The sequence below is a fragment of the Mycobacterium sp. ACS4054 genome, assembly GCF_001667275.1.
Lineage (GTDB): Bacteria > Actinomycetota > Actinomycetes > Mycobacteriales > Mycobacteriaceae > Mycobacterium.
In genome coordinates, this window is the sequence record NZ_LZHV01000033.1 from 1 (window position 1) to 1,692 (window position 1,692).

General features: G+C 69.1%; 1 protein-coding gene. It reads right to left on the reverse strand.

Translation table 11 applies throughout. The features are described from left to right. The coding region (locus A5730_RS07125) for an AMP-binding protein (RefSeq protein WP_156745720.1) at nucleotides 1-1,692 on the reverse strand (1,692 nt) is incomplete at both ends.

A 1,692-nucleotide genomic window follows, 5' to 3' on the forward strand; every position in this document is an offset into this window, starting at 1 on the left:
TGAAGTCCTCCACCAGGATCCGCCACGACACCGCGTCGACGGCCAGGTGATGCACGATCAACACCAATTGACCGGTGTCGGTGATCCATAACGCGCTGAGCATCTTGCCGGCCCCGGGGTCCAAATGGGAGCGCGCCCGGGCGAGCGCCGCATCCGTCAACGCCTCGGCGGCGTGCAGGCACTCATCGGCGGTGACGGCGCCGGGTTCGGGTACGGACAGTGACCGCTCCGTGTCGGCGCGCAGTCGCAGCATGGGGTGGTGGTCGAGCAGGGCCTGCAAGATGGTCACGACGTCGGCACGGCTGGCCCCGTGGGGGGCTTGCAGGACCATGGTTTGGTTGAACTGGTCGATGGGGCCGTCAATGTCGAACAGCCAGTGCATGATCGGGGTCGGCGTGATCGCCCCGATGCCCTCATCGATGACCCGGGTGTGGCCCTCGGTGATGCCCGCAATGCCGGCCAGTCGGGCCACGGTCTGCTCGACGAAGATGTCGCGGGGCCGACAGGTCAGGCCCGCATCCCGGGCGCGCGACACCACCTGCATCGACAAGATGCTGTCGCCACCCAAATCGAAGAACGAGTCATCCACCCCGACCCGGTCCACCCCGAGCACCTCGGCATAAATACCGGCCAGGATTTCCTCGATGGCGGTGGTGGGGGCGCGGTAGTGGTCACCATCGGTGTAGTCGGGTGCGGGTAGGGCGCGGGTGTCGAGTTTGCCGTTCAGCGTGGTGGGCAAGGCGTCCAGCACCACGATGGCGGTGGGCACCATATAGGGCGGGAGCCGGTCGGCCAGGGCGGCCCGGGCGTGGGTGGGGGTGGTGTCGCCCACCAGGTAGCCGGTGAGGCGTTTGTCGCCGGGGCGGTCTTCGCGCACGATGACCGCGGCCTGCTGCACTCCGTCGAGACTGGCGAGGGCGGCTTGGATTTCGCCGAGTTCGATGCGATACCCGCGGATCTTGACCTGCTGATCGGCGCGGCCCAGGTAGTCGAGTTGGCCGTCGGGGCGCCAGCGCACCAGATCCCCGCTGCGATACATCCGGGTTCCCGGTCCCCCGAACGGGCAGGCCACGAACCGCGCCGCACTCAGCCCGGGCCGGTGCCAATACCCGAGGCCGACCCCGCGCCCGGCGACATAGAGTTCACCGACCACCCCGGGCGGGACCGGGCGCAACCAGGCGTCCAGCACGAACAGCGCCGCCCCGGGCACCGGTGCCCCGATCGGCACCGGGATCGTTTCGGGGGTCAGCGGGGCGCTGATGGTGGCATAGACGGTGGTTTCGGTGGGCCCGTAGCCGTTGAGCATCACCCGCCCGGGCGCCCACCGCTCGATCACCTCGGGTGGGCAGGCCTCCCCGGCCGCCATCAGGGTCATCGGTGGCAGGTCGTGTGCGGACAGGGCGGCCAGCGCCGAAGGCGTCTGGCTGAACACGCTGATGTGTTCGGTGCGCAGCAGCGCGTGGAGCTCCTCGGGGGAGCGGGTGATGTCCTCGGGCACCACCACCAGCCGGCCGCCGTGTAGCAGGGCGCCCCAGATCTCCCACACCGAGAAGTCGAACGCATACGAGTGGCACTGGGTCCACACCTGTGCACCGTGCAGGTCGATGCCCACATTCAGGGTGTCGAACAGGCGGGTGATGTTGTGGTGGGTGACCGCCACCCCCTTGGGCACCCCGGTGGTGCCCGAGGTGT